General features: G+C 73.3%; 19 protein-coding genes. 7 read left to right on the forward strand and 12 right to left on the reverse strand.

All coding sequences use genetic code 11. The features are described 5' to 3' along the window. Positions 1–223: 223 nt before the first annotated feature. A complete protein-coding gene (locus ABEB12_RS10630; protein ID WP_185066445.1) occupies positions 224–1,942 on the reverse strand; it encodes an ABC transporter transmembrane domain-containing protein in 1,719 nt (572 codons plus the stop codon). Next, complete coding sequence (locus ABEB12_RS10635) at positions 1,939–3,636, reverse strand: ABC transporter transmembrane domain-containing protein (protein WP_185066444.1); 1,698 nt, start codon at positions 3,634–3,636, stop codon at positions 1,939–1,941. The genes ABEB12_RS10630 and ABEB12_RS10635 overlap by 4 nt, the downstream gene beginning before the upstream one ends. Positions 3,637–3,687: 51 nt before the next feature. Here ABEB12_RS10635 and ABEB12_RS10640 point away from each other — a divergent pair, with 51 nt between their 5' ends. From ABEB12_RS10640 to ABEB12_RS10655, 4 genes are all read left to right on the forward strand, one after another. Next, positions 3,688–4,491: an alpha/beta fold hydrolase gene (locus ABEB12_RS10640; RefSeq protein ID WP_185066443.1), complete on the forward strand. Its 804-nt coding sequence runs from the start codon at positions 3,688–3,690 to the stop codon at positions 4,489–4,491. 124 nt (positions 4,492–4,615) lie between these two features. Then, the gene (locus ABEB12_RS10645; protein WP_185066442.1) at positions 4,616–5,512 is read left to right on the forward strand and encodes a DUF559 domain-containing protein; all 897 of its coding nucleotides are present in this window, start codon (positions 4,616–4,618) and stop codon (positions 5,510–5,512) included. A gap of 255 nt (positions 5,513–5,767) precedes the next feature. Then, entirely contained in the window at positions 5,768–7,189 is a 1,422-nt protein-coding gene (locus ABEB12_RS10650; protein WP_185066717.1) for a cupin domain-containing protein, read from the forward strand. Further along, positions 7,189–8,073, forward strand: a complete 885-nt coding sequence (locus tag ABEB12_RS10655) for a YqcI/YcgG family protein (RefSeq protein ID WP_185066441.1) — start codon at positions 7,189–7,191, stop codon at positions 8,071–8,073. Before ABEB12_RS10650 ends, ABEB12_RS10655 begins: the two co-directional genes overlap by 1 nt. An 81-nt stretch (positions 8,074–8,154) precedes the next feature. On the opposite strand, the gene ABEB12_RS10660 is transcribed toward ABEB12_RS10655, so the two are convergent. From ABEB12_RS10660 to ABEB12_RS10680, 5 genes are all read right to left on the reverse strand, one after another. Beyond that, a complete protein-coding gene (locus tag ABEB12_RS10660) occupies positions 8,155–8,952 on the reverse strand; it encodes an ATP-binding cassette domain-containing protein (protein WP_185066440.1) in 798 nt (265 codons plus the stop codon). Beyond that, entirely contained in the window at positions 8,949–10,010 is a 1,062-nt protein-coding gene (locus tag ABEB12_RS10665; protein ID WP_185066439.1) for an iron chelate uptake ABC transporter family permease subunit, read from the reverse strand. The genes ABEB12_RS10660 and ABEB12_RS10665 overlap by 4 nt, the downstream gene beginning before the upstream one ends. Further along, positions 10,007–11,032, reverse strand: coding sequence for an iron chelate uptake ABC transporter family permease subunit (locus ABEB12_RS10670; protein ID WP_221499062.1), 1,026 nt, complete (start codon positions 11,030–11,032; stop codon positions 10,007–10,009). Before ABEB12_RS10670 ends, ABEB12_RS10665 begins: the two co-directional genes overlap by 4 nt. Before the next feature lie 69 nt (positions 11,033–11,101). Continuing rightward, positions 11,102–12,004, reverse strand: a complete 903-nt coding sequence (locus ABEB12_RS10675) for an alpha/beta fold hydrolase (RefSeq protein ID WP_185066437.1) — start codon at positions 12,002–12,004, stop codon at positions 11,102–11,104. Positions 12,005–12,710: 706 nt separating this feature from the next. Further along, positions 12,711–13,142 carry a DoxX family membrane protein gene (locus ABEB12_RS10680; protein ID WP_185066436.1) on the reverse strand — a complete coding sequence of 144 codons (432 nt, stop codon included), beginning with the start codon at positions 13,140–13,142 and terminating at the stop codon, positions 12,711–12,713. 97 nt (positions 13,143–13,239) lie between these two features. On the opposite strand from ABEB12_RS10680, the gene ABEB12_RS10685 reads away from it, so the two are divergent. Genes ABEB12_RS10685 through ABEB12_RS10695 form a run of 3 tightly spaced genes read left to right on the forward strand, consistent with a single transcriptional unit; the run spans position 13,240 to position 17,576 of the window. Next, positions 13,240–14,127 carry an SMP-30/gluconolactonase/LRE family protein gene (locus ABEB12_RS10685; RefSeq protein WP_185066435.1) on the forward strand — a complete coding sequence of 296 codons (888 nt, stop codon included), beginning with the start codon at positions 13,240–13,242 and terminating at the stop codon, positions 14,125–14,127. A 10-nt stretch (positions 14,128–14,137) separates the two neighbouring features. Next, positions 14,138–16,459, forward strand: a complete 2,322-nt coding sequence (locus tag ABEB12_RS10690) for a molybdopterin-dependent oxidoreductase (RefSeq protein ID WP_185066434.1) — start codon at positions 14,138–14,140, stop codon at positions 16,457–16,459. After that, positions 16,440–17,576 (forward strand): nitronate monooxygenase, encoded by a 1,137-nt coding sequence (locus ABEB12_RS10695; protein WP_185066433.1) that lies wholly within the window; start codon positions 16,440–16,442, stop codon positions 17,574–17,576. Before ABEB12_RS10690 ends, ABEB12_RS10695 begins: the two co-directional genes overlap by 20 nt. Positions 17,577–17,618: 42 nt before the next feature. Here the strand turns inward: ABEB12_RS10695 and ABEB12_RS10700 are convergent, their stop codons facing one another. The 5 genes from ABEB12_RS10700 to ABEB12_RS10720 form a co-directional block, all read right to left on the reverse strand. Next, on the reverse strand, positions 17,619–19,352 hold the full coding sequence (locus tag ABEB12_RS10700) for an ATP-binding cassette domain-containing protein (RefSeq protein WP_221499061.1): 1,734 nt from the start codon (positions 19,350–19,352) through the stop codon (positions 17,619–17,621). Then, positions 19,349–21,088 carry an ATP-binding cassette domain-containing protein gene (locus ABEB12_RS10705; protein ID WP_221499060.1) on the reverse strand — a complete coding sequence of 580 codons (1,740 nt, stop codon included), beginning with the start codon at positions 21,086–21,088 and terminating at the stop codon, positions 19,349–19,351. Before ABEB12_RS10705 ends, ABEB12_RS10700 begins: the two co-directional genes overlap by 4 nt. A 90-nt stretch (positions 21,089–21,178) precedes the next feature. Continuing rightward, complete coding sequence (locus tag ABEB12_RS10710) at positions 21,179–22,246, reverse strand: ABC transporter substrate-binding protein (protein ID WP_185066432.1); 1,068 nt, start codon at positions 22,244–22,246, stop codon at positions 21,179–21,181. A gap of 180 nt (positions 22,247–22,426) precedes the next feature. Then, positions 22,427–23,389, reverse strand: a complete 963-nt coding sequence (locus ABEB12_RS10715) for a fumarylacetoacetate hydrolase family protein (protein ID WP_185066431.1) — start codon at positions 23,387–23,389, stop codon at positions 22,427–22,429. Positions 23,390–23,488: 99 nt separating this feature from the next. Next, the gene (locus ABEB12_RS10720) at positions 23,489–24,772 is read right to left on the reverse strand and encodes a helix-turn-helix domain-containing protein (protein WP_185066430.1); all 1,284 of its coding nucleotides are present in this window, start codon (positions 24,770–24,772) and stop codon (positions 23,489–23,491) included. Between the last annotated feature and the right edge of the window lie 84 nt (positions 24,773–24,856).

A 24,856-nucleotide genomic window follows, 5' to 3' on the forward strand; every position in this document is an offset into this window, starting at 1 on the left:
TCAGCACGTTGATTCAGTCACTCCAGCACGTCGGTTCAGTCAGTCCAGCACCTGCCCCGGTGGAAGCCGGCTAACACCTCGCCCGAGTTGACCGAATCAGCGTGCTGAAGTTACTGAATCAGCGTGCTGGAGTTACTGAATCAGCGTGCTGGAGTGACTGAATCAGCGTGCTGGAGTGACTGAATCGGGGCGCCGAACCTGAGGAGCTTCCGGCGGGTGTGGGTCACCGGTTCGCCTGCCAGGCCCGCCACAGCTCGGCGTACCGGCCGCCCGCCGCGAGCAGCTCGTCATGGCTGCCCTGCTCGACGATCCGGCCGGCGTCCAGCACCACCACCAGGTCGGCGGTTCCGGCCTGGGTGAGCCGGTGCGCCACCATCAGGCCGGTGCGGCCGTCCAGCGCGCGCAACGCGGCCGCGTCCAGCACCCGCGCGCCGGCGCTGCCCGCCTCGGCGGTGGCCTCGTCCAGCACGGCGATCGGCGGATCGGCCAGCACCAGCCGGGCCAGCGCGAGCTGCTGGGACTGCACCACGGTCAGCTGCTTGGCGCCTGCCCCGACCACGGTGGCCAGCCCGTCGGGCAGCGCCTGGGCCCAGTCCAGCGCGCCGACCGCCCGCAGCGCGTCCCGCAGCCGTTCGTCGGTGGCGTCCGGGCGCGCCAGCCGCAGGTCGTCGGCCAGCGGCCCGGCGAACACGTGCACCTCCTGGGTGACCAGCCCGACCGAGGCGCCCACCCGCAGGCTGCCCCGGCTCGGCCGGTGCACCCCGGAGACCAGCTTGGCCAGCGTGCTCTTGCCCGCCCCGGTGGCACCGACCAGCGCCACCCGGCTGCCGGCGGGCAGCTCCAGGTCGATGTCGTGCAGCACCGGGTGGCCGTCGTGGTAGGCGTGGCCGACCTGGCTGAGCTTCACCGAGGCGTCCAGGCGTTCCCTCCCGCCCTGACTCCTCTCCTCGGCGTCGGCCGGCAGGTCCAGCACGCCAACCAGCCGGGCCAGCGCCGCGCCGGCCGACTGCATCGTGTCCAGCAAGGACAGCGCCTGGTTGATCGGGTTGAACAGGTTGATGAAGTACAGCGCGGCCGCGCTGGCCGTGCCCACCGACGCGGCGCCCGAGCGAACCAGCCAGTACCCGGCGGCCAGCACGGCGGCCACGCCGACGAACTCGGCCATGTTCAACCGGCCGAAGAACCCGGTCTGCAGCCGGACCACCCGCACGGAGGCCCCCACGACGTCTTCGCTGCGCTCCCGCAGCCGCTCGGCGTGGGTGTCGGTCAGGCGGAACGCGCGCACCGTGGCGGCCCCGCCGACGGTGTCCAGCAGCTGCTGTTGCTGCGCGCCGCCGACCTCCCGCTGCACCCGGTACAGCGGGCTGGACCGGCGCAGGTACCAGCGCACGACGACCACCTGGACGGGCACGGCGAGCAGCGCGGCCAGGGCGAACCGCCAGTCCAGTGCGGTCAGCCCGACCACGGTCAACACGATGATCAGGCTGGCCCGGGCGAACCGGGGCAGCCCCTGCCGGGCGGCCTGGCTGACCTGCGTCACGTCGGCGGTGACCCGTGAGGTCAGGTCGCCCGAGCCGGCCCGCTCGATCCGCTCCAGGGGCAGCTCGAGCACCCGGGTGATGAACCGTTCCCGCAGGTCGGCCAGCATTCCCTCGGCGGCCCGGGTGAGCAGCACCACGCCCAGCACGGCCAGTAACCCCTGGCCCACCGCGACGCCGACCAGCCCGAGCACCGGGCCGTGCACCGAGGCGGGTGGCCGGCGGGCCGCGACCAGGTCCACGATCCGGCCGAGCAGCGGGGCCGCGAGCAGGCTGACCGCCGCGCTGCCGACCAGCGCGACGAAGGCCAGCGCGCCGACTGTCCGGCGCGGGCGCAGCAGCCGGGACAGTTCCGCGCGCACCCGGCCCGGCGTCGCGACGGGCAGGATCTCCCGGGCGGTCACGCGAGCACCAGCTCCCGGTAGTCGGCCCGGTCCCGCAGCAGCTCGGCGTGGCTTCCGGCCGCGACGACCCCGGCTTCGCCCAGGGTGACGACCCGGTCGCAGGCGGCCAGCAGTGCCGGGCTGGTGGTGGCCACCAGGGTGGTGCGCCCGGCGCGGAGCTCGCGCAGCGCGCCGGCCACGTGCGCCTCGGTCACCGTGTCCAGTGCGGTGGTGGGGTCGTGCAGCACCAGTACCGGGGCCTCGGCGGCGAGCGCGCGGGCCAGCGCCACGCGTTGCCGCTGCCCGCCGGAGAGCGAGCGGCCCTGCTCGCTGACCGGGGTGTCCAGTCCGTCGGCGAGGGTCTCGGCCACCTCGTCCGCCCGGGAGGCGCCGAGCACCGGGGCCAGGTCGGTCCCGGCGGTGGCCGAGGCGGCCACGTTCTCCGCCAGGGTGCCGGCGAACAGCGCGGCGTCGTGCGCGGCCACCAGGATCGCGCCGCGCAGCCGGGCCGGGTCCAGCTCGGCCAGCGGCCGGCCGTCCAGCTTGATACTGCCGTCCTCCGGGTCGGCCTCCCGGTTCAGGCAGGCCAGCAGCGCGCTCACCGCGCCCGGGTCGGTGGCCGCGATGCCCAGCAGCTGGCCGGCCGGCACGTCCAGGTCCAGGCCGCGCAGCGGGCCGTGCCGGACGCCGCGCAGCCGCAGCTCTCCGCGCACCGGATCGGCGGGTTCCCCGGTGCCGCGCGGTACCGAGGGCGGCGCGGCGAGGATCTCGGCGATGCGGTCCGCCGACGGCCGGGCCTGGGCGTACGAGCCGCTCATCCGGCCCAGCACGGACAGCGGGCCGAGCAGGAATTGGGCCAGCCCGACGGCCGAGACCAGCTCCCCGACGCTGATCGACCCCTGCGCCGCCAACCGGCCGCCGACCAGCGCGATCAGCGCCAGGAACAGCCCGTTCGCGGCCAGCGTCGCACCCTCGTTCCAGCCCTGCGCCCGGGCCGCGCGCAGCGTCGCGTGCAGGGCGTCGCGGCTGGTCCGCTCGTAGCGCCGCACGGCGGCCCGCTCGGCGCCGATGCCCTTCAGCACCCGCACCCCTTCGACCAGGTCGGCGGCCACCCCGGCGGCCTGCGCGGCGCGTTCCTGCTCCGGCCCGCTGCGCCGCTGCATGGGCTTGCCGAGTTGGCGCAGCAACCAGAGCAGCGGCGGCATGCCGAGCAGGATGAGCAGCCCCAACGGCACCGAGATGCGCAGCAGCGCGATGGCCGCGACGACGATCGCCGCCATCCCGGCCAGCCCGAACGGCAGCGCCAGGTGCAGCTCGGCGACCCGCTTGGCGTCGCCGACCGCGACGTTCACCAGCGCGCCGGGCATCCGGCCGGCCTCGGCGCCGCCGCGCGGGTCGAGCACCCGCTCGCCGATCTTCAGCCGCAGCTGTTGGTCGGCTCGCGCCTCGGACAGCCAGGTGCGCCGGGAACCCAGCCGGAAGCAGTTGGACAGCAGCAGGAAGTCCAGCCCGAGCACGGCCAGCCAGAGCACCAGGTCGGCCACCGAGCCGCCGCCGAGGGTCGCCGGGTCGATCGCCTGGTCGATCACCACTCCCACCAGCACCGGGACCATCGCCTCCCCGGCCTGGTGCAGCATGAGCAGGACGGTCGCGACGGTGAGGTCCCGGCGGCGGGTGATGATCGACTCACGCAGCACGGCTGATCCGGTGGCCATGAGAGCAGCATGGCAAGGTAAGGCTGTGCTATCAAACAGGGGGTTTCGTTCATGACCGTCGCCCGGCTGAACGGGGTTTCGCTGAGCTACCGGGCCAGCGGCGACGGTGAGCTGGTTGTGCTGGTCATGGGCACCGGCAGCCCCGGCCGGGTGTGGCACCTGCACCAGGTGCCGGCGCTGGTGGCGGCCGGATACCGGGTAGTGACGTACGACGCACGCGGCCTCGGCGGCTCCTCGCCGGCGGACCGGCTGACCATCGAGGACCTGGTCGCCGACCTGGCCGCGCTGATCGAGCACCTCGGCGGCGGCCCGGCGCGGGTGGTCGGCACCTCACTGGGCGCGCGGGTGGTCCAGGAGCTGGCGCTGGAGCGCCCCGACCTGGTGCGCAGGGCCGTGGCCATGGCCGGGCACGCCCGGCTGGACCCGGTGCAGCGCGCCTACACCCGGGGGCAGCAGGAGCTGTTCGACCAGAAGGTGGTGCTGCCCGCCCCGTACCACGCGGCGGTGACCGCGGCCCTGAACCTCTCGCCGGCCACCCTGCGCAACGAGTCCGCCGTGCGGGACTGGCTGGACATCTTCGAGCTGTCCAGTGCGCCCATGCCGGCGGGGGAGCGGGCGCAGCTCGCGGTCTCCTCGCACCTGGACGACCGCCGGGCCGCCTACCGGGACATCCGGGTGCCCACCCTGGTGATCGGGTTCGCGGACGACGTGATGATCCCGACATACCTCTGCCGGGAGGTGGCCGACGCCATCCCCGGCGCTCGTTACCTGGAGATCCCCGACACCGGCCACTTCGGCTACCTCGAGCGCCCCGAAGAGGTCAACCGCCTGCTCGTGGATTTCCTCAAGGACTGAAACCCGACGCCGAGGTCGCGACCAGAGACGCTACCGGTGGGTAGAACGTCTGTGGTCGCGACCTCGGTGAGTTTCTCCGTTCCGCCCCCCGTGACCGGGCGCGCCCGGCACGATGAGTGACGTGATGACGGGGCCGTTCCGGGGAAGTGCCGCGTTGGCGTCCGGCCTGGTGAGCTACCGGCGACTGCATGGGCCGCGCTACCGCCGGATCTTCCCGGACGTGTACATCCCGGCCGAGCTCGAGCTGGACTTCGCGACCCGCTCGCGGGCGGCATATTTACTGGTCGGAGAACGAGGCGGAGCGTTGGCCGGCTACTCGGCCGCGGCACTGCTCGGCGCCCACTGCGCGCCTTGGAACGCCCCGGTGGAGGTCTTCGTCCCCGGCCCGCGCCACTCGCACCCCGGCCTGCGGATGACCAGGGCGCGGGTGGACGATGCCGACCTCGTCGAGGCCGGCGGGTGCCGGGTCACCTCGCCGGAGCGCACCGCCTGGGACCTGGCCCGGCGGCTGTCGACGGTGGCGGCGGTGGTGGCGGTGGACGCGCTGGCCCACAAGTGCTTCGACCCGGCGGATCTGCTGGTTCGCCGGGCGAAACAGCGAGGAGCCCGTGGCTGCCGCCGGCTCGATGAGGTGGTCGCGCTGGCCGACCCGAGGGCGGAGTCGCCGATGGAGACCCGCCTACGGCTCGCGCTGATCGATGCCGGCCTGCCGCCGCCCGAGGTGCAGTACGAGATCCTGGACCGGGACTGGTACCTGATCGCCCGGGTGGACCTGGCCTACGTCGATGCCAAGCTCGCACTCGAGTACGACGGCGCGGTCCACCTCGACCCCCGGCAGCACGCCAGGGACCTGCGCCGGGACAACGATCTCGCCCGTTACGGCTGGCACACCATGCGCCTGGACAAACACCAGCTCACCGCAAACCTCGCGCGCACCATCGGTAACATCCGCGCGGTTTTCCGGCGTCGCCGGGTCGCCCATCGCGCCGAGGTCGCGAGCGGAGACGCTACCGGCGGGTAGAACGTCTCTGGTCGCGACCTCGGCGCTGTGGCGGGGCGCCGCGGCGGAGGGGTTGCGGCGGGGTGCGGCGGCGGAGGGGTTGCGGCGGGGTGGGCGGCATCACGCCAACGGACGCCTTGCTTCGGTAATTAGCCTTGCCTAACCTAAGGGCAATGTCTGATGCGCGGTTGGGGGACCGGTGGCACGTGCTGCCCGGACGGTAGCCCCATAGCGACGCGCCAATCCAAGAGCAGGCAATCCGAAGGGATGACGATGATGGCAGCGGCCGAGGAGCGGCTGGAGCTGGCGGACCTGGGCAACGCCGAGCCCGACGCCGACACCGCGAACGCGGTGGTGAAGGCGTACGCCAGGAATCACGCGTTCCGGGCCGCCGAGTGGGAAGAGCTGACCACCGAGGCCAACCCGTTCCGCCGCCCGGTCCGCCCGGACGACCTGGACTGGCTGAACTACGGCAAGCCGATCATCACCGAGAAGGCGCTGCGGCTGTCCGGACTGCTCGGCCACCGCATGCTGCGCAACATCTACGACGCCGACCTGACCTACCTGGCGCCGGACGCGAACGCGGAGGCGGAGGCCGACCGGCGGAACTTCTACACCGAGCGCAACCGCTCGCTGGGCGCGCTGGCCCGGCCCATCCTGGAGCGGCACCTGTTCAGCTTCCTGGACGGCGAGCGGGCCGAGCTGCCGGAGACCAGCCTGGCCGGGGTGACCCGGTACGCGCGGGAGTACCTGGACCGCCGCACCGAGCAGCCCGGCGAGGGCTTCCAGGCCGCACTGGACACCAAGGACCGCCGCGAGTCGGCCACCTTCCTGCTGTTGCAGCTGTCCGCCTTCCTGCCGGCCAGCTACGCGGCGGTCGGCCGCAACGCGATCGGCGAGTACTCCGCCGCGCACCCCGAACTGGCCGGCCTGCTGCTGGACGAGTACCGGGGCTGGCTGGACTCGGGCACCCGCTACCGCTCGCTGCTCACCGACGCCGGCCTGCGGCCGACGGCCGGGGCGTACTGGCAGCTGTACCTGAACTCCTCGCTGGCCCGGGGCAACCACGCGCACTACCTGGGGGCCAACCACGAGCGGTTCTTCGAGCTGCTCGGCGCGCTGGTTCAGCTGAAGATCGACGAACGGGTGAGCGCCGCCCGGTTCGCCGAGGTGTTCTCCGGTGGCTTCGGCTCCTCGGCCGACTACTTCCGGCGGCCGGCCGAGCTGGACCTGGAGGGCTACCTGGAGACCCTGCTCGGCCCGTTCCCGGGCATCTTCGGCGGCCGCGTGCTGGAGTCGTTCCACCGGGGCTTCGCGGATGCCGCCTGGCTCACCGACCTGTGGCACCGCGACCTGGCCGAGCAGGTGACCTGGGCCGACCGCATCCCGGAGTACCAGGAGAAGGCCGAGAAGCTGGACCAGATCATCACCAACGAGAACATCGAGGTGGACCTGGACACGTTCGTGGAGACCGAGGAGGAGACCTCCACCACGCACGTGCACAACGAGCACCGGCTGGTGATGATCGAGGTCGGCCAGATGCACTTCTGGAACAACGTCACCCACAAGATCCAGCTCAACCAGGGCGACAAGCTGCTCATCCCGGTCTCCCGGCTGCACGGCTCGACGGTGCTCTCCGGCTCGTGCACCTACCACCAACCGATCATCCCCGACGAGATGCTGCGGCAGGTCAGCTGATGGATGGCGTAGAGGACTGGACCCTCGGCGCCGTGCCGGACTGGGGCCCGGCCTGCCTGGACGACCTGGTCGAGGCGCTGCTGTCCAACGAGTCGCCGTTCCCGTGCACCTTCGCGGTGGCGGCGGCGAAGAAGCGCACGCTGCGGTTCAGCTTCGTGGACGACCTGGACGACCAGGACACCTGGCATCCGCTGGTGGACGTGATCCGCACCTACCTGGACACCTACCAGTCGTTGTCCAGCGACACCTCGCTGATCGTGTTCTTCCGGCCCCAGGCGCGGGTGCGCTCGCTGGCCGAGTACCACGCCAAGTTCTGGTCGGTGCTGCAGTTCCTGCACGAGCAGGATCCGGAACGCTGGCCGGAGGCCGTGCCGGAGGACCCGGACCACCCGCTGTGGGAGTTCAGCTTCGGCGGCACCTCGATCTTCGTGGTGTGCAACACCCCGGCGCACGTGCGCCGGCGCAGCCGCTACTCACCCGGCTTCGTGATCACCTTCCAGCCCCGCTGGGTGTTCGACGGCCTCGAGGCGGACTCGCCCCGGGGCGCGGCGGCCCGGCGGGTGATCCGCCGGCGGTTGCGGGCGTTCGACGGCACGCCGCCCTCGTCCGCGCTGGGCAACTACGGCGACCCGGCGAACCGGGAGTGGCGGCAGTACTTCCTGCCGGACAAGAACTCCGACGCCGACCTGGGCTGCCCCTTCCACCCGACCCGCCCACCCGCCGCCGAATCCCCGGCCCCCGAACCCGCCGCCTCTTGCCCCGTCACCGTCCCCCGGCCCATGGCACCGCCGCCCCGCCCACCGGGCGCCCGGCTGGCGGCCCGCGCCGCCCACCGCCGAGCCCTGCACCGCCGCAAGCTCACCGAGGCTGGCCTCGCCTCCTGACCCCGCCCCGCCGATTCAGTCACTTCAGCACGCTGATTCAGTCAACACTGTTGACTGAACCGGCCTCCTGAAGTGACTGAATCAGGCTGGGAGGCGGTGGCGGCGGCCTACGGGGACCACTAGGGGGGTGCCGGCTACGGGGTCGGTTACCACTTGGGCTTCCAGGTCGAAGACCTGGCGGAGGAGGTCGGGGGTGAGGACTTCGGCCGGGGGGCCTTGGGCCTCGATCCGGCCGGCCTTCATGGCCACCAGGCGCTGGGCGTAGCGGGCGGCCAGGTTCAGGTCGTGCAGCACCATCACCACGGTGCGGCGCTTCTCCTGGTGCAGCCGCTCCACCAGGTCCAGCACGTCGACCTGGTGGGCCAGGTCCAGGAACGTGGTCGGCTCGTCCAGCAGCAGCACGTCGGTGCCCTGAGCCAGCGCCATGGAGATCCACACCCGCTGGCGCTGCCCGCCGGACAGCGAGTCCACCGTGCGCTCGGCGAACTCGGTCATCCCGGTCCAGCTCAGCGCCTCGGCCACGGCCTGCTCGTCGTCGCTGGACCACTGCCGGTACCAGGTCTGGTGCGGGTGCCGCCCGCGCGCCACCAGGTCGGCGACGGTGAGCCCCTCCGGCGCCACCGGCGACTGCGGGAGCACGCCGATGATCTTGGCCACCTCGCGGGTGGGGTACTGGCGCAGCGGTTTGTCGTTCAGCAGCACCTGGCCCCCGCGCAGCGGCAGCAGCCGGCCCAGCGCGCGCAGCAGGGTGGACTTGCCGCAGCCGTTCGGCCCGATCACGGCGGTCACCGTGCCGTCGAGCACGTCCAGGTCCAGGCCGTCGATGACCACGGTCTCGCCGTAGCCCAGCCGGACGCCGCGCGCTTGCAGGGACGTCATGCGGTCGCCTTTCGGTTCTGCCGGACCAGCAGGTAGAGCAGGTAGGGGGCGCCGAGCACCACGGTCACGATGCCCACCGGCTGTTCCTCGCCGAGCACGGTGCGGCCCAGCATGTCGGCGGCCACGGTGAGCAGCGCGCCGTACACGGCGGACGTGACCAGCGGTGGCCGGGACGAGCCGACCAGCCGCAGGCTGATCTGCGGCACCATCAGCGCGACGAACCGGACCGGCCCGGCGCACGCCGTGGCCACCGCCGCCAGGCCGACCGCGAGCAGCAGCAACACCCCGCGCGAGCGGTCCACCGGCACGCCCAGCCCGCGCGCCGCGTCGTCGTCCAGCTGCAGCACGCCCAGCCGGAAGGTGAGCAGCAGCGCCGGCGGGACCAGGAGCAGCAGCGCGATGCCCACCGGCACCACGTCCCCCCAGTCCCGCGAGTTGAGCGAGCCGCGCAGCCAGACCAGCACCTCGCCGGCCTGCTCGATCTTGGCCACCACCAGCAGCCACGAGGTCAGCGACAGGGCCGCCGCGCTGATTCCCACGCCGACCAGCACCAACCGGTAGCTGTCCAGCCCGCGCCGGTAGGCCAGCCCGTACATCAGCGCCGCCGTAGCCAGCCCGCCGATCAGCGCGGCCAGCGGGACGCCGATCGCGCCGAGCGCCCCGGCCACGGCCCCGGACCCACCCCCGATGACGATGGCCAGCACCGCCGCCGCGCTGGCCCCGTCGGTCACCCCGAGCATGTCCGGGCTGGCCAGCGGGTTGCGCGCGATGGACTGGGTGATCGCCCCGGACAGGCCCAGTGCCGCGCCGACCAGCAGGCCGGTCAGGGTGCGGGGCAGCCGCAGGTCCAGCACGATGAACCGCTGCGCCTCGTCCCCGGCGCCGAGCAGCGTGCGCAGCACCTCCAGCAGGGAGATCGGGTAGTCGCCGCGCCCGATGTTCAGCGCCGAGGCCAGCACCAGCAGCGCCACGCCGACCAGCGTCACCGTGACGAACCGGGGCCGCCACACCCCGGAGAACCGGCCCACCCGGACCGGGACCCGCCCAGCCACCGTCATATCCGCACCAGCTTCCGCCGCCGCACCAGGGCCACGAAGAACGGCGCCCCGATCAACCCGACCACCACGCCCACCGGCAGCTCGGCCGGCCGCACCAGCACCCGGCCGATCACGTCCGAGGCGACCAGCAGCACCGCGCCGATCATCCCGGCCGCGGGCAGCAGCCAGCGCTGGTCCGGACCGGTGAAGTACCGGGCCACGTGCGGCACCACCAGGCCGATGAAGCTGATCGGGCCGCAGGCGGCCACCGCCGCCCCGGTGAGCAGGGTGATCGCGGTCAGCCCGGTGGCGCGGGCCAGCGCGACGTTCTGGCCCAGACCCCGCGCCACGTCCTCGCCCAGGGCCAGCGTGTTCAGCGCCGGGCCGTTCATCGCCGCGAGCACCAGCCCGGCCAGCATGAACGGCGCCACCTGGGTGAGGATGCCCAGGTCCCGGTTGGCCAACGAGCCGACCGACCAGAACCGGAAGGTGTCCAGCGTGCGGTCGTCGGCCAGCGCGATCGCGGTGGTCAGCGCGAGCAGCAGTTGGCTGAGGGCGACGCCGGCCAGCGCCAGGGTCACCGGGGTCGGGCCGCCCCGGCCGAGCGAGCCGAGCAGGAACACCAGCACGCTGGCGGTGAACGCGCCGGCGAAGGCGAACCAGATGTAGCCGTACAGGCTGGTCAGCCCGAGCAGCTGGCTGGCCAGTACGACGAAGAACCCGGCGCCGGCGCTGACCCCGAGCAGCCCGGGGTCGGCCAGTGGGTTGCGCGTGTGCCCCTGCATCAGCGCGCCGGCCACGCCGAGGGCCAGGCCGACCACCAGCGCGAGCAGCGTCCGGGGCACCCGAAGCTGGCGCACCACGCTGTCGTTCTCCCCGCCGGTGGGGGCGACCAGCGCCTGCCACACCTGGTCCGGGGGGATCGCCTTGGCGCCCACCGCCAGGCTGGCCAGTGCGGCCAGCGCGATCAGGCCCAGAAGCACGAACAGCAGGCCGGTGCGCCGGGCCCGCGGTGAGGCGGGCGGCGTTTCAGCACCAGCCAACCGATCCCTCCAAAGCAAGCCCCGATACCCACAGGTAAGGCTAGGCTACAGTGATGCTTGTTCAGAGGGTCATTCACGAATCGCCTTCGGCGATGAAGTGCCTGGTCCAGCCCCTCGCCGGTCACTCTCGTCCAGGAACCGCGTCAGCTCGGTGAGGACCTCGGCCGGGCATTCCTCGGGCAGGAAGTGCCCGCCGGGGAGCGGGCCGCCGCGCACGTCGTCCGCCCATTCCCGCCACACCTCCAGCGGCTCGTACCAGGCGTGCACCGCGCCGGCCTCGCTCCACAGCGCCAGCACCGGGCAGCGCATCCGGTGCCGGCCCCGGTCGGCCTCGTCGTGGGCCACGTCCAGCGTGGCCGCCGCCCGGTACTGCTCGCAGATCGCGTGCACCCGGGCCGGGTCGCGGAACTGTTCGACGTAGTGGGAGCGCACCTCGGGCGGGAACACGTCGGGGCGCTCGGACCAGGCCTCCAACATGTGGTTCACCAGGGTGTCCGGGTCGGCGGCGATGAGCCGCTCGGGCACCGGGGCGGGGGCGGCGAGGAAGGACCACACCCAGTAGCCGAGGCTGAACTCCCGGTCCGCCCGGCGGAACGCCTCGGCGGTGGGCACAACGTCCAGCACGGCCAGCGCGCTGACCACGTCGGGGTGGTCCAGGGCCATCCGGTACGCGCACCGGGCGCCCCGGTCGTGCCCGGCCACGGCGAACTCCCGGTACCCGAGTTCCGTCATCAGCCGGACCTGGTCGGCGGCCAGCGAGCGCATGGAATGATCGCCGGCGCCGACCCCGCTGCCGCCGTATCCGCGCAGGTCGGCGGCCACCACGGTGTACCGCTCGGCCAGCGCCGGGGCCACCCGGTGCCACATCAGGTGGGTCTGTGGGATGCCGTGCAGCAGCAACACCGGCGGCCCGGAGCCGCCGACCCGCCCGTGCACACCGGCGACGTCGAACTCCCGGAAACCCTCGAACATCGCGACCCTCCACCCGGTGGACGAGGCCGTCGATGGAGCCGGCACAGGTGTGGCGCCCGGCACACCCTCAGACTGTTCAACCAGGCGTGCGGGCCGGGTATTCCGCCGGTTCGGGTGCGATCGGGGTGCGGTGCCGGTTCGAATGACGGCTTGGACGGCCGCGGCTGGGCGGTCTGCCGCGGCTCGGGTGCGGCCCGTTGCATTTCATGATCAGCAGGGCACCGCGGTCGTCCGGCGGCGCTGGACGCGGCCCTCATGCCCTGATGATCATGAATTGGCCGCCGGCGGCGCATCATTCGTCACTCTGGTTGCATGAGGGGCACACCATGCGGGTTCGATCTTGTGTCAGCCCCCATGGTGTGCCAGTCGTGAAACGGGAGTGACGAACACACCCCGCCGAACACCCCACACGGCCGAAGCCCAGCCTGGCCGCAACGGCCGGCCCAAGCCACAGCCGCCCACCAAGTCGCACCGGCTCGGCCCAAGGCGCGGAAGACCGCCCAGCCGCGGCCGTCCAAGCCGTCTTGCGACCGGCACCGCACCCCGACGCACCCCGACGTCGGCTCGCTCGCCCCCGGCGCCGCACTCCGCAGTCCGACGCCGCACAAGAAACCGTGACGCCGCACGTGGTGCGGGCTATGCGCCGTCACGGTTTCCTGCGCGACGTCGCTGAGGGTTGGGTGCGTCGCCGTGGGGCGGGTGCGGGTCAGGCTGAAGCTTTGCTCCGGCGGGCTACTAGGGCCTGGTCGATGCTGTAGCGGCCGGCGCCGGTGCCGGCGAGGACCAGGGCGGCCGCGGCGATGACGCCGACCAGCTCCCAGCCGCCGCTGGCAGCGAAGATCCCCTTGCTGATGTGGACGAACACGGCGGCGCCGATCATGTCCAGCACGACCAGCAGCGACACGATCACCGTGCCCGCGCCGAAGATCAGCAGGGCGCCGCCGACCACCTCGACGACGGTGGCGTAGAGGGCGGAGACGGTGGGCAGCGGTACGCCCATCTTCTCGAAACCGGTGGCGGTGGCGCCGATGCCGTTGCCGAGTTTCTGCAGGCCGTGCGCGAGCAGGATGACGCCCAGGAGGACGCGGCCGATCAGGACGGCGATGTCGCCGGTGGGGGAGGGCAGTCGGTGGAGCATCGGGTGACACCTCGTGGAGCCGTAGTGGTTGAGCTTTCAATCTATCGAAGGGAGTATCACCCCGGCGGGTGGTCGTGATCTGTGCGACGCTCGGATCATGACGGTACGCAGTGTGGCGGACGGGTTCTCCTTTCTGGAAGGTCCTCGATGGCATGAGGGCCGGATCTGGATGTCGGACTTCTACACACACCGGGTCGTCGCGGTGGACGACACCGGGCGGGTGGAGACGATCGCCGAGGTGCCCGAGCAGCCGTCCGGGCTCGGCTGGCTGCCGGACGGGCGCCTGCTGGTCGTGTCCATGCACGACCGGAAGCTGTTGCGCCGCGAGCCGGACGGCGGGCTGGCCGTGCACGCCGACCTCAGTGAGCTGGCCAGCTGGTACCTCAACGACATGCTGGTGGACGACGCCGGCCGGGCCTACGTGGGCAACTTCGGCTTCGACCTGATGAGCGGCGCACCGATGACCACGGCCAACCTGATCCTGGTGCACCCGGACGGCCGGGCCGAGGTCGCCGCCACCGACCTGGCGTTCCCCAACGGAGTCGTGCTGGTGGACGGCGGCCGGACGCTGGTCGTCGCGGAGTCGTTCGGGCACCGGTTGACCGCGTTCACCGTCGGCGCGGACGGCCGGCTGACCGACCGGCGGGAGTGGGCCGGCTTCGGCCCGGCGCCGGAGAGCACGGACATCACCGAGGTCCTCGGGCAGCTGAACGTGGTGCCGGACGGCATCTGCGCCGCCCCGGACGGCACCATCTGGGTGGCCGACGCGACCGGCCGCCGGGCGATCCAGGTCGCCGAGGGTGGCGAGATCGTGCGGCAGGTGGACGCCGGCGACACCCACGTGTACGCCTGCGCCCTCGGCGGACCGGGCGGGCGCACCCTGTACCTGTGCACGGCCCCCTCGTTCGCCGAGCACGAGCGCCGGCACACCAGGGAGGCCCGGTTGCTCGCCGTCACCCTGGACGCACCGGCCGGCGGCGAGTGAGACTGGCCGGGTGGACCGGGTACCGAACAGCACGCACTGGGGAGCTTTCACCGCCACCGTGACCGGCCCGGGGCCGGCCGGCCTGCGGGTCGAACCACATCCGCTGGACCCCGATCCGTCCCCGTTGCTGGACAACATCCCGGGCGCGGTGCACCACCGGTCCCGGGTGCGCCGGCCGGCCGTCCGCCGGGGCTGGCTGGAGCGCGGTCCCGGTGCGGACCCGGCGCGGGGCGGTGACGAGTTCGTCGAGGTGGACTGGGACACCGCCGCTTCGCTGCTGGCCGGTGAGCTGGGCCGGGTGCGCGAGCGGCACGGCAACTCGGCGATCTACGGCGGTTCCTACGGCTGGGCCAGCGCGGGGCGTTTCCACCACGCGCAGAGCCATCTGCGCCGGTTCCTGAACCAGATCGGCGGCTACACCCGCTCGGTGAACACCTACAGCAACGGCACCTCGGTGGTCGTGCTGCCGCACATCGTTGGCACAGGCGGGGCGGCTCAGGTCATGTCCGGCGGGACGTCCTGGCCGGTGATCGCCCGGCACACCGAGCTGCTGGTGGCCTTCGGCGGGCTGCGGGTGAGCAACGCCTGGGTGGCGCCCGGCGGGCACGCCCGGCACTCGATCGGCGCGCACCTGGCCGAGGGCGGCGGCCGGGGCATGCGGGTGGCCAACTTCAGCCCGCTGCGCGACGACCTGCCGGACGACGTGCCGGGGGACTGGTACTCGATCGTGCCCGGCACCGACGTGGTGGCCATGCTGGCCCTCTGCTGGGTACTGGTGGACGAGGGGCTGGCCGACCGGGCGTTCCTGGACCGCTACACGGTCGGCGCCGAGCGGTTCATCGCGTACCTGCGCGGCGAGCCGGACGGACAGCCGAAGGACCCGGACTGGGCGGCGCCGCGCTGCGGTGTGCCGGCCGAGCGGCTGCGCGAGCTGGCCAGGGCGATGGCCGCGCGCCGCACCCTGATGCACGTCAGCTGGTCGCTGCAGCGCACCGAGCACGGCGAGCAGCCGGTGTGGGCCGGGGTGGCGCTGGCCGCGCTGCTCGGCCAGATCGGCCGGCCCGGCGGCGGCTTCGGGCACGGCTACAGCTCGATGGCCGACGTGGGCAGCGCGCAGGGGCGGTACTCGCTGCCCTCGGTGCGCCAGGGCACCAACCCGGTGACCGACTTCATCCCGGTGGCCCGGATCTCGGACATGCTGCTGAACCCGGGGGAGCCGTTCGACTACAACGGCCGGCGGCTGCGCTACCCGGACATCAAGCTGGTCTACTGGGTCGGCGGCAACCCGTTCCACCACCACCAGGACCTGACCCGGCTGCGCCGCGCGTTCGGCCGCCCGGACACCGTGGTGGTGCACGAGCCCTACTGGACCGCCACCGCCCGGCACGCGGACATCGTGCTGCCGGTGACCACCACGCTGGAGCGCGACGACCTCGGCGTCGGCCGGGGGGACAGCCACCTGCTGGCCATGAAGCGTGCGCTGGAGCCCACGGGCCGGGACGACTACGAGATCTTCGCCGAGCTGGCCGAGCGGATGGGCGTCGGCAAGGAGTACACCGAGGGGCGCACCAGCGGCGAGTGGCTGCGGCACCTGTACGGCGAGTGGCGGGAGCGGCTGGTCGGGCGGGGCTACGACGTGCCGGAGTTCGACCGGTTCTGGGCGGACGGGGTGTTCGAGCTGCCCGACCGGCGCGACGACCGGGTGCTGTTCGCCGAGTTCCGCGCCGACCCGGCGGCGCACCGGCTGGACACGCCCAGCGGCCGCATCGAGCTGTTCTCCGAAACGGTCGCCGGCTTCGGCTACCCGGACTGCCCCGGCCATCCGGCCTGGCTGGAGCCGCACGACTGGCTGGGTGGTCCCCGCGCCGCCGAATACCCGCTGCACCTGATCGCCAACCAGCCGGCCACCCGGCTGCACAGCCAGCTGGACATGGGCGGGCACAGCCAGGGCGCCAAGGTGGCCGGGCGGGAGTCGATCCGGCTGCACCCGGATGACGCGGCGGCGCGGGGCATCTCCGACGGCGACCTGGTGCGGGTGCACAACGACCTGGGCAGCTGCCTGGCCGGCGCGGTGCTCTCCACCGACCTGCGCCCCGGGGTGGCGCAGCTGCCCACGGGCGCCTGGTTCGACCCCTCCGGTGAGGAGGTGACCTGCGCGCACGGCAACCCCAACGTGCTCACCGCCGACCGGGGCTCGTCGCGGCTGGCCCAGGGCTGCACCGGCCAGCACGCGCTGGTCGAGGTGGAGCGGTTCGAAGGGGAACCGCCGCCGGTGCGGGCCTTCGAGCCGCCGGCCTTCGGGGAGGTCGCCGGTGCGCACCGCGTTCGCTGATCTGCTCGGCGTCGAGGCGCCGCTGGTCGGGTTCAACCGCTCGCCCGGGGTGGTCACCGAGGTGAGCCGGGCCGGCGGGCTGGGCGTGCTGGCGGCCACCGTGTACACCGCGTCCCAGCTGGACGCTCAGCTGCACTGGATCGAGGAACGGCTGGACGGCCGGCCCTACGGGGTGGACCTGCTAATCCCCTCGAAGATGGCGCGCGGCGAGGCCGGCGACCTGGTGGCCAGCCTGCGCGCGCAGATCCCCGAGGAGCACCTGCGGTTCGTGGACGATCTGCTGGCCCGCTACCAGATCCCCGAGCTGCCCACCCGGGCCGACGGCGCCGACGGCTGGGTGGCCGGGCTGGACCCGGCCGGCGTGGACGAGCTGCTGGACGTGGTGTTCGCGCACCGCGCCGCGCTGGTGGCCAGTGCGCTGGGCAGCCCGCCGCCGTCGCTGGTCTCCCGGGCCAAGGAGGCCGGCGTGGCGGTGGCCGCGCTGCTCGGCACCCCGGAGCACGCCCGCCGGCACCTGGCCGCCGGGGTGGACGTGCTGGTCGCGCAGGGCACCGAGGCCGGCGGGCACACCGGGACCATCGCCACCATGGTGCTCACCCCGGAGGTGGTGGACCTGGCCGGCGACGTGCCGGTGCTGGCCGCCGGCGGCATCGCCGACGGGCGGCAGATGGCCGCCGCGCTGGCCCTGGGGGCCGCCGGGGTGTGGTGCGGCTCGGTGTGGCTGTCCGCCGAGGAGGAGATCGCGCAGGCCTCGGTGAAGCGCAAGTTTCTGGCCGCGACCAGCTCGGACACCGTCCGCTCGCGCACCCTGACCGGCAAGCCGGCCCGGCAGCTGCGCACCGCCTGGCACGAGGAGTGGGACCGCTCGGACAGCCCCGGCCCGCTGCCGCTGCCGTTGCAGCCGATGCTGGTGTCCGACGCGATGCGGCGGATCGCCCGCGCCGCCGAGTCGGGCCACCCCGGCGCCACCGAGCTGGAGTCGTTCTTCATCGGCCAGGTGGTCGGCGGGTTCACCGAGCTGCGGCCGGCCGGCGAGATTGCCCGGTCGATGATCGACGACTGCCGCGCCCGGCTGGCCGCCCTGGGCGGTCTGGCGTCCGACCAGCCGCCGGCCTAGCTTTCGACCAGCCGCGGGCCTAGCGTCCGACCAGGCGCCGGCCTAGCTTTCGACCAGGCGCCAGCCCCGGGCGCGTTCCCGTTCCGCCCACAGCTGGGCGTAGCGGCCGCCCTGGGCGAGCAGGTCCTCGTGCCGGCCGGTCTGCGCGATGCGGCCGCCGTCCAGCACGGCGATCTGGTCGGCCCCGGCGATGGTGTCCAGCCGGTGGGCGATGACCAGCAGGGTCCGGCCCCGGCCGAGCTCGGCCAGCGCCTGGTGCACGGCGCCCTCGTTCTCCGTGTCCAGCGCCGAGGTCGCCTCGTCCAGCAGCACCACGGGCGCGTCCTTGACCAGTGCCCGGGCGATCGCCACCCGCTGTCGCTCGCCGCCGGAGAGCAGCTTGCCGCCCTCGCCGACCCTGGTCCGCCAGCCGTCCGGAAGCCGCTGCGCGATCAGGTCCACCCGGGCCCGCCGGGCCGCCTCCCGCACCTGTTGGTCGCCGGCCCCCGGGGCGCCGATCCGGATGTTCTCCTCGATGGTGGTGTCGAACAGGTACACGTCCTGGAACACCACCGACACGGTCCGCTCCAGTTCGGCGGCGGCGACATCCCGCAGGTCCACGCCGCCGATCCGCACCGCGCCCTCGTCCGGGTCGAAGAACCGGGCCACCAGCTTGATCACCGTGGTCTTGCCGGCGCCGGACGGGCCGACCAGTGCGGTGGTGCCGCCGGCCGGCACGCGCAGTTCAACGCCGTCCAGCACGGGCTCGGCCGTCCCGTAGCCGAAGCGCACCCCGGCCAGCTCGATGCCCGCGCCGGCCGGCGGTTTCGGGCTGAGCGGTTCGGGCAGCGGTTCGGTGTACAGCACCTCGTCGATCCGCTCGAACGCCGCCCGGCAGTGCCGCAGCGCGGCCGCCACCCCGGCCACCGAGGCGAACGGCTGCAGGAAGTGCACGCCCAGCACGATCAGCGCGATGGCCCGCGCCGGGGTGATCTCCTGCCCGGTGGCCAGCAGCAGACCCACCGAGAGCACGGCGGTGAACGCCAGCTGCACCGCCAGCTGGCCCAGGTGCATCGTGGGCAGCGCGCCGAGGACCTCCCGCCGGGCCGCCGCGTGCTGCCGGAGCAGGGCGGTGCGCAGCAGCTCCCGGCCGCCGCCGGTGCGCCCGTTGGCCCGCAGCACCGGCTGCGCCCCGGCAAACTCCACCAGGCGCGCACTGGCCTCGGCGGCCGCCGCGTGGTGCGCCGCCTCGGTGCGGTCGGTGAGCCGGCGCGCGGCGGCGAACACGGCCAGCACCAGCGGGGCGGTGCAGGCCACGGCGGCGGCCATCCGCCAGTCGTAGAACAGCAGGAACACGAAGATCGTGGCCGGGGTGACCCACGCGGCGAGCACCTGCTGGGCCAGCATCACCGTGCGCACCAGCACGTCCACGCTCTGCCCGAGCAGCCGCTCCACCGCGGTGGCCGGCGAGCCGTCGAACCACCCGAGCGGCAGCCGGACCAGGTGCGCGCCGATCGCCTCGTACAGCGCGCGCCGCCACGCCGAGGCCAGCCGCAGCGCCCGCATGCCCATGTCGAAGTGCGCGTACCAGCCCACCGCGACGCAGCCGGCCAGCGGCAGCAGCCACCACGCCGCGCGCCCCGGCCGCCCGGCCAGCAGCTCGGCCAGCAGCGGGACCAGCAGCCCGAACGCCGCGCCCTCGCTGATCGCGTAGAGCCCGGTGGACCCCAGGTACCGGCGCAGCAGCCGGGTGTCCCCGCCGAACCGCCGGGAGACCCGGAACAGCAGCCCGATCACCGCGCCACCCCCTCGGCGGCGTCGTACCGGGCGCGCCACAGCCGCGCGTACACCCCGTCGCGGGCGAGCAGTTCCTCGTGCCGGCCCCGTTCCACGATCTCTCCCTGGTCCAGCACCAGGATCTGGTCGGCCCCGGTGATGGTGTGCAGCCGGTGCGCGATGACCAGCAGGGTGCGGCCCTGGGCCAGCTCGGCCAGGGCGTCCTGGACGGCCGCCTCGGACTCCGGGTCGGCGAACGCGGTGGCCTCGTCCAGCACCAGGACCGGGGTGTCCGCGAGCAGCGTGCGGGCGATGCTGACCCGCTGCGCCTCGCCGCCGGAGAGCCGGGCATCGTCGCCGATCACCGAGTCGTAGCGGCGCGGCAGCGCGAGTATCCGCTGGTGGATCGCGGCCGCCTTGGCGGCGGCGTGCACGGCGTCGTCCGGGGCGTCCGGCACGGCCAGCGCGATGTTGTCCCGCACCGACTGGCGCAGCAGCACCACGTCCTGGAACAGGAACCCGATGTGCCGGTACAGCTCGTCCCGGCTGATTTTCCTGATATCCCGCCCGCCCAGCCTGATCGCCCCGCCGGTCACGTCGTAGAACCGGGCGAGCAGCAGCCCGAGGGTGGACTTGCCGGCGCCGGAAGGCCCGACCACCGCGGTGACCGTGCCGGGGGCCAGCTCGGCGGAGACGCCGCGCAGCACCTCGTGCCCGTCGTCCCGGTAGGCGAACCGGACCCCGTCCAGCTCCACGCCGAGCGGCCCGCCGGGCAGGGTCGCCGGGTCGGCCGCGTCGGCCTCGGCCGGCTCGCGCAGCAGCTCGCCGATCCGGCCGGCGGCGGCCGCCGAGGCGCGCCGCTGGTCCCGGCCCAGGTAGATCGGGCTGATCAGCTCGAACAGGCCCAGCCCGAGCAGGGCGAACGCCACGACGTCCATCGGCGCCGCCCAACCGAGCGCGACGAAAGCCACGCCCACCCCGGTGATCATCAGCAGCATGCTGGCCGGCGCCACCGTGGCCCGGGTCAGGCTGCGCTGCCGGATGAACACCCGCTGCGCCGAGTCGTTCGCGTCGGCGAACGCGGCGGCGGCCGCGCGGAACCGCTCCGGCGCCCGGGCATTGCCGAACGCCTTGACCACCGCGATGCCGTGCACCATCTCGATGGCGGCGGCGGAAAGCTCGGCGTTGGCCGCCGCGATCCGCCGGACCGGCGCCGCGGCCAACCGGACCATCCGCATCCGCACCGACTGCGCGCCGGCCACCACGGCCAGGGTGAGCAGCGCCAGCGGCCAGTTGACCCAGAGCAGGTAGAGCGCGATCACCAGCGGCCCGGCCACCGCCGAGGCCAGGTCGCTCCGGGCGTGCGCGATGCCGTGGTGCAGGGTCGCCACGTCGTCCTGAACGGTGGTCTTCACCTTGGCCGACACCGCGCCGGCGAACCAGTGCAGCGGCAGCCGGGCCAGGTGGTCGGCCAGCCGCTGGCGCAGCGCAACGGCCAGGTTCACGTCGGCCAGGTGGCTGATCAGGCCGGACAGCGCGTACAGCACCAGCCGTGCGGCGAACAGGCCGACGGCCAACCAGGCGATCGGCCACAACCCGTCGCGTTCCCCGGCCAGCAGCCGCCGCCCGATCTCCACCACGGCCACCATGGGCGCGACCGACAGCGCCGTCCCCAGCGCGGCCAGCCCCGCCGCCAGCGTCACCCGGCCTCGGACCGACCGCCCCAGCTCGGCCAGATCCCGGTCCGTCTCCGCCACCCCGGCCCCCTCCCGCCAGTAAAGCTTAGCCTTACCTAATCAGAGCGTCCGGGCGAGGAGAAGCCCAGCCGGCCGTCGGCCGGGTCACTCTCAGCCGGTGTGGAGGACCCGAAAACGACCGGGTTCCGCCGGGTCACGGTCGACGACCTGGATCGGCGGCCAGGCCCACTGCCACACGCCGATGCCGGGCTCCCGGGAGAACCGGATCGGCCCTCGGGTGCCCTCAACCGCAACCCGCGGCCAGCACTCGGCGATGCCCGCCCGGTCCGCGCCGTGGGAACGCAGCACCTCGGCGAGGACGGTGACCGTGTCGTATCCCTCGAAGGCGACGAAGGAGGGCGCCCGGCCCAACCGCTCGCGCAGCGCGGCCTCGACCCGCGCACCGAGCGGTCCGAGGCGCTCCGGCAGGTAGCGCAGGAACGGGACCCCGGCCCCGTCGTCGCCCAGCAACGCCGACCATTCGGCCAGCTCGGGCTGCCCGGCCGGCGCACCGATCAGGACCTCGGCCAGGCGCGGGTCGCGGCGGACCGCCCGGACGATCGACACCGCCGGCTCCGGGTGGCCGACCAGGAGCAGGAGGGCCGTCGCGCGCCTCTCGACCAGCTCGTCGACCACGGATCGCGGGTCGAGCTCGGTCACGGTTGCGCCGTGTGGCGCCAGACGGTCCCGCATAATGCGGGTCCCGGATGCCCAGTAGACACTCGGCTCGGCGGCCACGGCGACCCGGCGGTGGCCCGCCCCGAGCAGGAAGTCCGCGTAGGTCCGCCAGGCCCGCGACTGCGCCGGGGCGAGGCGCGCGACCCATTCCGTCGGCCCTTCGGTGAGCGCATCGAGAACCGCCGACGAACACAGGAACGGCAGGCCGAGGGCGTCGGCCCTGGTGGCGGCGGCGCGAGCGACCACGCTGTGGTACTCGCCGGCCAGGGCGGCCACGCCCAGGCGGCCCAGCTCCTCGACCGCCGCCTCGGCCCGCCGGGGATCGGCGGCGGTGTCCCGGACCACCAGCTCCAGTGGCCTGCCGGCGATCCCGCCGGCATCGTTGACCTCGCCGACGGCCAGCTCGAGCCCGGCGAGCAGGTGCCGGCCGGCCTCGACCCAACCGGGCCGGGTCAGCGGAACGAGGGCGCCGATCCGAACGGCTCCTACCTGGGTGACCATGCCGGCATTGCATCCGCCGTCGTCGCCGGGCGGCAACCGATTTGTGTTGTCACCGGGGCTCGATCATTGACGGGTTGGCCCGGCGCCGCGTTGCGGCGACGGATTCTCTTCGGCCTGGCGAGTAGGTCTCGAGCTCCCCGGACACCCCGACGTTCGAGGTGGATACGTCTCGCCCGGCCCTCAGGCACGCGCCGTGGTGATCGTGGTGCGCTGCACGCCGAGGTCGATCGATCGGCCCGCGGTGTGGATCGACGCGGTGACGACGTCGCCGGGGGCGAGGTAGGGCTTGTGCAGGTTCTGCCGCACGAACATGGCCCAGAGCTTGTCCTCGGGGAGCAGCGCGGTGGCCAGGCGACGCACGAGCGGTGGCGGGGAGGTGGCGACGCAGCCGTGCGGGGTCCCGGTCAGCAGCAGGTCGCCGGGGCTGAGGTTGCAGAACGTGCTCAGCTCGGTGAGCGTTTCCGCCGGCCGGTAGACGAGGTTCGCGGTGCTGTCCCGCTGGCGGAGCTGGCCGTTGACTTCGAGCCGCAGCTGGAGGCGGTCGAGCAGGTCGAACTCCTCTGGGCCGGGGACGGCGAGGAACGGGCCGACCGGGCAGAAGCCCCGGTAGCTCTTGCCTTTGAGGAACTGCCCCTGCGGCAGCTGGACGTCACGTGCGGACAGGTCGTTGGCGATGGTGACTCCGAAGACGTACTCGTGCAGGTTCTCCTCGGTCACGGCGACCGGCCCGTCCACCTGTCTACGCAGCACCAGCGCAAGTTCGATCTCGTAGTCCAGCAGCCGCACATGAGCGGGCCGGGTGACGGCGGCCCGCGGGCCGGTCACGGAGGCGTCGGTCTTGTCGAAGAACACGTTGAAGGCGCGGGCATCGGGGTCCAGGCCCGATTCGATCGCGTGCCGGCGGTAGTTGGCGCCCTGGCAGATCACCCGGCACGGCACCGTCACCGGTGACAGTAGCTCCACCGAGTCGATCGACTGTCGGGCAGACCGCCGGGTGGCCGATTGCCAGACCGCGGCGCCGTGCTCGATGAATTCCGCCGTGGTGTGGTACCTGCCCTCCAGCGGCGCCAGACTGTCTCCATCGACGACGGCCCACCGAATTTCGTCGCCTTCGGTCCGATAGCGGGCAAGGTGGGTCACCATGTGATCCTCCAGGGGTTGGCTGGCTGAGAGTGAAGCCGCCCAACATCCACCGCCGCTTGGACTTGAGTGCAATTGCGTTGGCGGTGCTTGAACCCGGGTTCAGGCCCGCTCGGTCAGGACCGCGTCGCCCAGCTCCTCGGCGAGGGTCAGCGCGGCTTGCAGTTGCATGCGCCGCACGCCGATCTCACGGCCGCGTAGCTGCTCGGCCCGCTGTATCCGGTAGGCCACGGTGCCGCGTGCGATATGCAGCCGCTCCGCGGCCAGCTGCAGGCTGCGTTCCGCGTCCAGATAGCTCTTGAGCGTGGCCCGAAGCATGGCCGCGTTCTCGTCCGGACCGGCCAGCCCGCGCAGCTCGCGCCGCACGAACTCCGCCGCGACGTCGAGCCGGGTGCTCAGCATGGCGACGAGGTCGAGCTCCGCGTAGTCGAACAGCCAGCGCCCGGTCCGCGACTGCGCCCCGACCCTTGCCGCTTCCAACGCCTGCACGTGACTCGTCCGAAATCCGCGAACTCCGGGGGCCGGCAGCCCGGCGGCAACCCGGACCCCTGCCGCCGGCGCGGCGACCGGGCCCGAGAACGGGGCCGCGTGCACGCCCGACCCCCATGCCCACACCCGCCGCCGGCCGATCGGAAGTATCAGCGCGGCGGTGCGATCCGCGCTCCTCAGCATCGCCGATGCGACCCCCTCGAGCTGGCTGGGCCCGACCGGCTCCTCCGACCACACCACAAGGGCCAGATGGTGGCGGGTGAGGTCGTAGCCGAGGGTGCGCGTGGTCCGGGAGACGGGCACCGGGTCGCCGTCCAGGATCTGGCGCACCAGCTCGATCCGTACCGCGGTCGAGCTCGCCAGCCACGCGTCGCGCACTGTGGCGAACTCGCGAACCATCTCGGCGGACAGCGCATTGACGGCGGTGAACAGCAGGTCGGAGATGCGCCGCAGCTCAGCGAATCGCTCCCCGGGCGGAAGGTGCTGCTCGGCTGCCGCGAGCACCATCCGGCTTGCATAGCCGTGCCCGATGTGGATGCTGCGCAGCACGTGCTCGATGCCGACGCCGCGGCTGACCGCCTCGCCGGGGCCGGCCAGAAACTCCGGAGGTGCGGCCAGGGTGAGATCGTGCGCATCGGCCAGCGCGGCGACCAGACCCAGCGCGACCGCTTCGCCGCCCCTTCCGATCTCCTGAACGACTCCGTCCACGCCCAACTCCGGGATCTGGGCGGCGATGTGCGCCGCCATTCCCCGGCCCAGCTCGACCGCCCACCCCACCGGCCCCGGCCCGAGCCTCTCGACGAACCGGCCGACCTTCTCGGCGCCCAGCGCGGATCGCGTCAGGGCGTCCGGCTCGTGCGGGCTCAGTTCGCGGATCCACCGCCCGGGACCGGTCAAAACGTCCTCACCCGATTCGACTGAAGTGCAAGCGGGTCGCCGCCGTTTGAACCGTAGTCCAAGCGCGTCGCTGGGCCGCGCGGA

Source organism: Actinospineispora eucalypti (genome assembly GCF_039543365.1).
GTDB lineage: Bacteria > Actinomycetota > Actinomycetes > Mycobacteriales > Pseudonocardiaceae > Pseudonocardia > Pseudonocardia eucalypti.

Bases quoted from the DNA above. Each gene is read 5' to 3' on its own strand.
- ABEB12_RS10635 (WP_185066444.1), bottom strand. From the start codon at position 3,636: ATGGCCACCGGATCAGCCGTGCTGCGTGAGTCGATCATCACCCGCCGC.
- ABEB12_RS10640 (WP_185066443.1), top strand. From the start codon at position 3,688: ATGACCGTCGCCCGGCTGAACGGGGTTTCGCTGAGCTACCGGGCCAGC.
- ABEB12_RS10645 (WP_185066442.1), top strand. From the start codon at position 4,616: ATGACGGGGCCGTTCCGGGGAAGTGCCGCGTTGGCGTCCGGCCTGGTG.
- ABEB12_RS10650 (WP_185066717.1), top strand. From the start codon at position 5,768: ATGGCAGCGGCCGAGGAGCGGCTGGAGCTGGCGGACCTGGGCAACGCC.
- ABEB12_RS10655 (WP_185066441.1), top strand. From the start codon at position 7,189: ATGGATGGCGTAGAGGACTGGACCCTCGGCGCCGTGCCGGACTGGGGC.
- ABEB12_RS10660 (WP_185066440.1), bottom strand. From the start codon at position 8,952: ATGACGTCCCTGCAAGCGCGCGGCGTCCGGCTGGGCTACGGCGAGACC.
- ABEB12_RS10665 (WP_185066439.1), bottom strand. From the start codon at position 10,010: ATGACGGTGGCTGGGCGGGTCCCGGTCCGGGTGGGCCGGTTCTCCGGG.
- ABEB12_RS10675 (WP_185066437.1), bottom strand. From the start codon at position 12,004: ATGTTCGAGGGTTTCCGGGAGTTCGACGTCGCCGGTGTGCACGGGCGG.
- ABEB12_RS10680 (WP_185066436.1), bottom strand. From the start codon at position 13,142: ATGCTCCACCGACTGCCCTCCCCCACCGGCGACATCGCCGTCCTGATC.
- ABEB12_RS10685 (WP_185066435.1), top strand. From the start codon at position 13,240: ATGACGGTACGCAGTGTGGCGGACGGGTTCTCCTTTCTGGAAGGTCCT.
- ABEB12_RS10710 (WP_185066432.1), bottom strand. From the start codon at position 22,246: ATGGTCACCCAGGTAGGAGCCGTTCGGATCGGCGCCCTCGTTCCGCTG.
- ABEB12_RS10715 (WP_185066431.1), bottom strand. From the start codon at position 23,389: ATGGTGACCCACCTTGCCCGCTATCGGACCGAAGGCGACGAAATTCGG.